This window comes from Noviherbaspirillum sp. (assembly GCF_036846085.1).
Lineage (GTDB): Bacteria > Pseudomonadota > Gammaproteobacteria > Burkholderiales > Burkholderiaceae_D > Noviherbaspirillum.
This window is the reverse complement of record NZ_DAIUCO010000289.1, coordinates 1-6,249: the sequence shown is the minus strand read 5'-3', so window position 1 is coordinate 6,249 and position 6,249 is coordinate 1. Positions and strand designations below refer to the sequence as shown.

7 protein-coding genes are annotated in these 6,249 nt (G+C 60.4%); 2 read left to right on the top strand and 5 right to left on the bottom strand.

Features of this window, described 5'->3' with window-relative positions:
• Nucleotides 1–88 precede the first annotated feature (88 nt).
• The 5 genes from paaE to paaA are packed head-to-tail and all read right to left on the bottom strand — an operon-like array spanning nt 89 to nt 3,775.
• Nucleotides 89–1,165, bottom strand: coding sequence for a 1,2-phenylacetyl-CoA epoxidase subunit PaaE (gene paaE / locus V7080_RS22650; protein ID WP_334190644.1), 1,077 nt, complete (start codon nt 1,163–1,165; stop codon nt 89–91).
• A gap of 3 nt (nt 1,166–1,168) precedes the next feature.
• Nucleotides 1,169–1,681, bottom strand: a complete 513-nt coding sequence (paaD, locus tag V7080_RS22645) for a 1,2-phenylacetyl-CoA epoxidase subunit PaaD (RefSeq protein WP_442947275.1) — start codon at nt 1,679–1,681, stop codon at nt 1,169–1,171.
• Nucleotides 1,678–2,433: a 1,2-phenylacetyl-CoA epoxidase subunit PaaC gene (gene paaC, locus V7080_RS22640; RefSeq protein ID WP_334190642.1), complete on the bottom strand. Its 756-nt coding sequence runs from the start codon at nt 2,431–2,433 to the stop codon at nt 1,678–1,680. Before paaC ends, paaD begins: the two co-directional genes overlap by 4 nt.
• Nucleotides 2,434–2,441: 8 nt before the next feature.
• The gene (paaB, locus tag V7080_RS22635) at nt 2,442–2,726 is read right to left on the bottom strand and encodes a 1,2-phenylacetyl-CoA epoxidase subunit PaaB (protein WP_334190641.1); all 285 of its coding nucleotides are present in this window, start codon (nt 2,724–2,726) and stop codon (nt 2,442–2,444) included.
• A 53-nt stretch (nt 2,727–2,779) separates the two neighbouring features.
• Complete coding sequence (gene paaA, locus V7080_RS22630; RefSeq protein WP_334190640.1) at nt 2,780–3,775, bottom strand: 1,2-phenylacetyl-CoA epoxidase subunit PaaA; 996 nt, start codon at nt 3,773–3,775, stop codon at nt 2,780–2,782.
• A gap of 214 nt (nt 3,776–3,989) precedes the next feature.
• Between paaA and paaX the strand changes: the two genes are divergently transcribed.
• Together paaX and V7080_RS22620 are read left to right on the top strand one after the other, a co-directional pair.
• Nucleotides 3,990–4,916 (top strand): phenylacetic acid degradation operon negative regulatory protein PaaX, encoded by a 927-nt coding sequence (gene paaX, locus V7080_RS22625; RefSeq protein WP_334190639.1) that lies wholly within the window; start codon nt 3,990–3,992, stop codon nt 4,914–4,916.
• A gap of 176 nt (nt 4,917–5,092) precedes the next feature.
• Nucleotides 5,093–6,249, top strand: a 1,157-nt coding sequence (locus tag V7080_RS22620; protein WP_334190638.1) for an ABC transporter substrate-binding protein, incomplete at its 3' end; no start/stop codon positions are given.

Below are 6,249 nucleotides of genomic sequence, written 5' to 3'. Positions count from 1 at the left end.
CACCCTAGCCCTCCCCCTGAGAGGGGGGAGGGAACCATTCGGCGGAAATTTTGAAGTAATCTACTTTAAGGAACTCTGAAAACCCCGCTCAAGTATCCTGATCAAAATCCATCACCACCTTATCCGTCACCGGAAAACTCTGGCACGACAGCACAAACCCCCGCGCAATCTCATAATCCTCCAGCGCATAGTTCGCATCCATATCCACCTTGCCGTCCACCACCTTGCAACGGCAGGTCGAACATACTCCGCCCTTGCAGGAATAGCGCATATCGATCCCCTGCCGCAGCCCTGCATCGAGCACCGATTCCTTGTCTTTCTCCATCGTGAAGCTGGTGTGCCGGCCATCGATGATCAGGGTGACTTCACATTCCTGCCGCCCCGGCATCGCCTGCGCGCGCGGGACATGCTTATGCTTCGGAATGCTTGAAGAAAACAGCTCCATCTTGATATTCGACTTCGGCATGCCATGCGCCTGCAAGGCCGCCGATACGTTCTGCATCATGTCTTCCGGGCCGCAGATGAATGCGGTGTCCACGTCGCTCAGGTCGATCCAATGCCTGAAGAAATCCGCGCATTTCTCGCCGGTGATACGGCCGTTGAACAGCTCGACATCCTGCTGCTCGCGGCTCATGACATAGACCAGGTTAAAGCGGTCGAGGTAGATATCCTTCAGGTCGCCCAGTTCGTTCTTGAAAATGACGGTCGATGACGCCCGGTTGCCGTAGAACAGCGTGAACCGGCTATGCGGCTCCGCCATCAGCGTGGTCTTGATGATGGACATCAGCGGCGTGATGCCGCTGCCGGCGGCGAAGCCGACGTAGTGCTTGCGGTTGTCCGGCGACAGGGGCGTATTGAAATGTCCCATCGGCGGCATGACGTCGATCACCTGTCCGGGGCGCAGGGTGTCGTTGGCCCAGCAGGAAAACACCCCGCCGGCATTGCGCTTGATCGCCACCCGCAGGGACTTGTCCTGCACTGCCGAGCAGATCGAATAGGACCGCCGCACATCCTCGCCGTCGATATGCGTGCGCAGGGTGAGGTGCTGTCCCTGGCTGTATTCGAATGCCTGCTGCAATTCGGGCGGCACGGCAAAGGTGACGACGACGGCGTCGCGCGTTTCCTTCACGACATCCGCGACTGTCAGCGCATGGAATTTACTCATCGTTCAGTGGCACTTGAAATAGTCGAAGGGTTCCAGGCAGTCGACGCATTGATACAGCGCCTTGCAGGGCGTGGAACCGAATTGGCTGACGACGCTGGTCCGCTGCGATCCGCAATGCGGGCAAGGCACTTGCGGCATCGTGCTCCGCTTGCGGCTGATGCCGCTGATATCGATCGCCTGCTCCACCGGCGGCGCGATGCCGTAGCCCTTCAGCTTCGCCTTGCCGGCCTCGCTCATCCAGTCGGTGCTCCATGCAGGCGACAACCGGGTATGGATGCGTACCCGTTCGACGCCGTGGGTTTTCAATGCGTCGGCGACCGCTTCCGAGATCACGGCCATCGCCGGGCAGCCGGAATAGGTGGGCGTGATGGTGACCATGCATTCCCCGTCGTCTCCCAATGAGACGTCGCGCACGATGCCGAGGTCAATGATGGAGATTGCCGGAATTTCCGGATCCGGAATGTCCGCCAGCCATTCCCATACCTGCGCCGGCGCGGTGGAAAAGACGGCGCTCACCACTGCGCTCCCGGATAGGCGCGCTGCAGGAACTGCATTTCCGCCAGCAGGTAACCGAGATGCTCGGTATGCCTGCCCTGCTTGCCGCCCTTCTGCATGAAGGCTTCGGGGGATGGCATCGTCAGCGTCGCTTCATCGAACACTTCCTTCACATAGGCGAGCCATGGTGCGCGCAGATCGGACGGATGGGGTGCCGCGCCTTCGGCCACCATCGCCTCCTCGACACCGTCGGCCATGAACATTTCCCCGGTGTACATCCACAGGTCATCGAGCGCCCCCTGCATCATGGCCCGGCTTTTTTCCGTTCCGTCGCCAAGCCGCACGATGAGGTCGCTGCTGCGCCGCACATGGTAGGTGACTTCCTTCAGGGATTTTTCGGCGATCTCGGCGATGCGCCTGTCGCCGGACTGGACGAGCGCCTTCTGCAGAAAGTAATGCCATGTATCGACGTAGAACTGGCGCGCCAGCGTGTCGCCGTAATGGCCGTTGGGCTGCTCCGCCAGCAACAGGTTGCGGAAATCATGGGCGTCCCGCAGGTAGGCAAGCTGGTCCTCGTCGCGTCCAGCGGGATCCAGCTCGCCGGCATACGCGTACCAGAGCCGCGCCTGGCCGAGCAGGTCGAGCGCGACGTTGGTCAGCGCCATGTCCTCCTCCAGCGCCGGCCCCTTGCCGCACCACGCGGAAAGCCGCTGCGACAGGACGAGCGACGTGTCGGCAAGCCGCAGCAGGTATTGAAATTTGTGATCGGACATGGCGCGTCCTACAGGTTCTTGACTTCGTCCGGCATCGGGAAGAAGGTCGGATGGCGATAGACCTTGTTGCTGGCCGGGTCGAACAGGGCCGCCTTGTCCGATGGATCGCTGGCGGTGATGTCGGCGGCCTTCACCACCCAGATGCTGGTGCCTTCATTGCGCCGGGTGTACACATCCCGCGCATTGTTGAGCGCCATGCCGGCATCGGGCGCGTGCAGGCTGCCGACATGCTTGTGCGCGAGACCATGCTGGCTGCGGATGAATACTTCCCACAACGGCCATTCCTTGCTCATGAAACTCTCCAGTCAATATGCGTCGGCTCTTGCATCGATTTGTCGACAGGCATTCAGGCAGCCTGTGCGGCCTGACGCGAGGCCTGCTTGTCGGCATAGGCGTTCAGGCCTTCGCGGAACCATGCGCCGTCCTCGTAGGCTTTCACCCTGGTCCGCAAGCGTTCGCGGTTGCAGGGACCGTTGCCTTTCAGGACATTGTTGAATTCGGTCCAATCGATCTTGCCGAACTCGTAGTGGCCGGTCTCGGCATTCCATTTCAGGTCCGGATCGGGAACCGTCAGCCCGAGATATTCCGCCTGCGGTACGGTCTGATCGACCATCTTCTGCCGCAACTCGTCGTTCGAGAACAGCTTGATACGCCATTGCGACGATTGCGCGCTGTTGACCGATTCGGCATCGGAGGGGCCGAACATCATCAGCGAAGGCCACCACCAGCGGTTGAGCGCATCCTGCGCCATCTGCTTCTGTTCCGGCGTGCCCCTTGCGAGCGACATCATGATGTCGTAGCCCTGGCGCGCATGGAAGGACTCCTCCTTGCAGACGCGGATCATGGCCCGTGCATACGGCCCGTAGGAACAGCGGCACAGCGGGATCTGGTTAATGATGGCCGAACCGTCGACCAGCCAGCCGATCGCACCCATGTCGGCCCATGTCAATGTCGGGTAATTGAAGATGCTGGAATACTTCGCCTTGCCGGAGTGCAAATCATCGACCAGCTGGTCCCGCGATACGCCGAGCGTTTCCGCCGCGCTGTACAGGTACAAGCCATGGCCGGCCTCGTCCTGGATTTTCGCCAGCAGGATGGATTTGCGCTTGAGCGTCGGCGCGCGGGTCACCCAATTCCCTTCCGGCAACTGGCCGACGATTTCCGAATGCGCGTGTTGTGAAATCTGGCGGATCAATGTTTTGCGATAGCCCTCGCTCATCCAGTCCTTGGGCTCGATCTTGATGCCGGCATCGATTCTTTCCTGGAAGGCTCTCTCTTCCGGCGACATCTGTTCCAGCGAGCGGAGCTGGCGTGCGCCGGTGTCGACCAATTGTGCGTACATGGCAATTCTCCTGGGATGCGGCATCCTGCGAAGCGAGCGTTCTCGCGGACAGGCATGCGGCCGTCGAGTCATATTATGATACGCAATAATTTATGTAAACGTATTTATTGAATCATTTCTGATTTCCGTATCCTGTCAAAGGCCGTTGTGCTATAAATGCATTTCAATAAGAAACGGCGTGCGACCATGACGCCTCGCGCAATACACCTTTCGAATGAAGAACGCGTCGATCGATAAATGGATTCAGCATTTTCTGGACAGCAATCCGCCTCGCTCCAAATCGGTGGTGATGACCGTTTTCGGCGATTCGATCACCCCGCGCGGCGGCGCGGTCTGGCTGGGCAGCCTGATTGCCCTGCTGGCGCCGTTTGGCATCAGCGACCGGCTGGTGCGGACCAGCGTATTCCGGCTGGCGGAGGAAGGCTGGCTGGAGGCGTCGCGCGAAGGACGGCGCAGCCTGTACACGCTGACGGCACCCGGATTGCGACGCTTCGAGCGGGCGTACAAGCGCATTTATGCGCCGACCGAGCTGCACTGGGATGGCCGCTGGACGATGTTGCTGACGGCTCCGGAAATCATCAGCGCCGCGCAGCGGGCGAACTTGCGCAAGGAATTGCTATGGGAAGGATTCGGCATGATCGCACCCGGCATCTTCGCGCACCCGGGCGGCAAGGCGGCGGCGCTGGAAGAAATCCTTGCGCGGCTGGACGTTACGGGAAAAGTATTTGTTTATTCGGCGGCGGCGTCGGACCAGGTCAGCAGCCGGCCACTAAGCGACCTGGTGGCGCACTGCTGGGAGCTGGACAAGGTGCTGGAGGGTTACCGGCATTTCATCGACTGTTTCGCGCCATTGCTCAAACTGGTGAAGTCACGCGGCGCGCTCGATCCGGAGCAGGCTTTCGCGATCCGCACGCTGCTGATCCACACTTTCCGGCGTGCCCAATTGCATGATCCGCAGCTGCCGCTGGAGCTGTTGCCGGAAGACTGGCCGGGCACAATTGCCTACGAGCTTTGCCACGAAATCTATCAGCTGACTTACAAGGAAGCGGACCAGTATATTTTGATGACGCTGCAGGCAGAGGACGATAATGTCCCGGAAGCCGCCTCCTATTTTTATGAACGCTTCGGCGGATTGTCCTGAGGAGCGGCATCGAAGGCACGAGATGTAAAAATGAGACCGTCATGCGCGCAGGCGTGCAAGTGCGCAAAAACGGCCGGTTAGTGATGTAGAAAAGCGGACGTAGCAAAACGGATGTAGCAGAACGAACGGGGAGGCAGGATTTTCCCGTGATCAAATTTCCATTTTGGAGTGAGACCATGAACAAGAAGCTAATCGGCGCATTGCTGCCCACCTTACTATCACTTGCATTCGCGTCCAGCGCCACCGCCCAGATCAAGGTCGGCGTGACGGTGTCCGCCACGGGACCGGCCGCGTCGCTCGGCATCCCGGAAAAAAATACCTTCGCCCTGATGCCGAAGGAAATCGCCGGGAAGACAGTCGAATATATCGTGCTCGACGACGCATCCGACACCACCACCGCGGTGAAGAACACGCGCAAGCTGATTTCCGAAGACAAGGTCGACGTGGTGATCGGCTCGACGGTGACGCCGAATTCGCTGGCCATGATCGATGTCGCGGCGGAGTCGCAAACGCCGATGATTTCCATGGCCGCCTCCGCCGCCATCGTGGAGCCGGTGGATGCGCGCCGCAGATGGGTATTCAAGACCCCGCAGAACGATTCGCACATGGCTACCGCCATTACCGAGCATATGGCCAATGCCGGCATCAAGACCGTGGCGTTCATCGGTTTTGCCGACGCCTACGGTGAAGGATGGTTCAGGGAATTCTCGAAGCTGGCCGAAGTGCGCAAGCTCAATATGGTCGCCAACGAGCGTTTCGCCCGCAGCGATACATCGGTGACCGGCCAGGTCCTCAAGATTGTCGGCGCCAACCCAGATGCGGTTCTGATCGCCGGCTCCGGCACGCCGGCCGCGCTGCCGCAGAAGGCACTGAAGGAACGCGGCTACAAGGGCGTGATCTATCAGACCCACGGCGTGGCGAACAATGACTTCCTGCGTGTCTGCGGCAAGGATTGCGAAGGCACGTTCCTGCCATCCGGACCGTTGCTCGTCGCCGAGCAACTGCCGGCGTCCAATCCGATCAAGAACTCCGCGATGACGTACAAGACCGCCTATGAAAAAGCCTACGGTCCCGGCTCCGTGTCGACCTTCGGCGGCCATGCCTGGGATGCGGGACGCCTGCTTGCCGCGGCAGCACCGGAGGCACTGAAGCAGGGGCAGCCCGGCACGCCGGAGTTCCGCAAGGCGCTGCGTGACGCACTTGAAGGCATCAAGAACCTCCCGGTGTCGCACGGCATCGTGAACATGGGACCGAACGACCACCTCGGCCTGGACCAGCGCGCCCGCGTGATGGTGCAGATCGCCGACGGCAAATGGAAGCTTCTCGGCAGCGA

Coding starts and splice junctions, on each gene's coding strand:
- paaE (WP_334190644.1), bottom strand. CDS start 1,165: ATGAGTAAATTCCATGCGCTGACAGTCGCGGATGTCGTGAAGGAAACG.
- paaC (WP_334190642.1), bottom strand. CDS start 2,433: ATGTCCGATCACAAATTTCAATACCTGCTGCGGCTTGCCGACACGTCG.
- paaB (WP_334190641.1), bottom strand. CDS start 2,726: ATGAGCAAGGAATGGCCGTTGTGGGAAGTATTCATCCGCAGCCAGCAT.
- paaA (WP_334190640.1), bottom strand. CDS start 3,775: ATGTACGCACAATTGGTCGACACCGGCGCACGCCAGCTCCGCTCGCTG.
- paaX (WP_334190639.1), top strand. CDS start 3,990: ATGAAGAACGCGTCGATCGATAAATGGATTCAGCATTTTCTGGACAGC.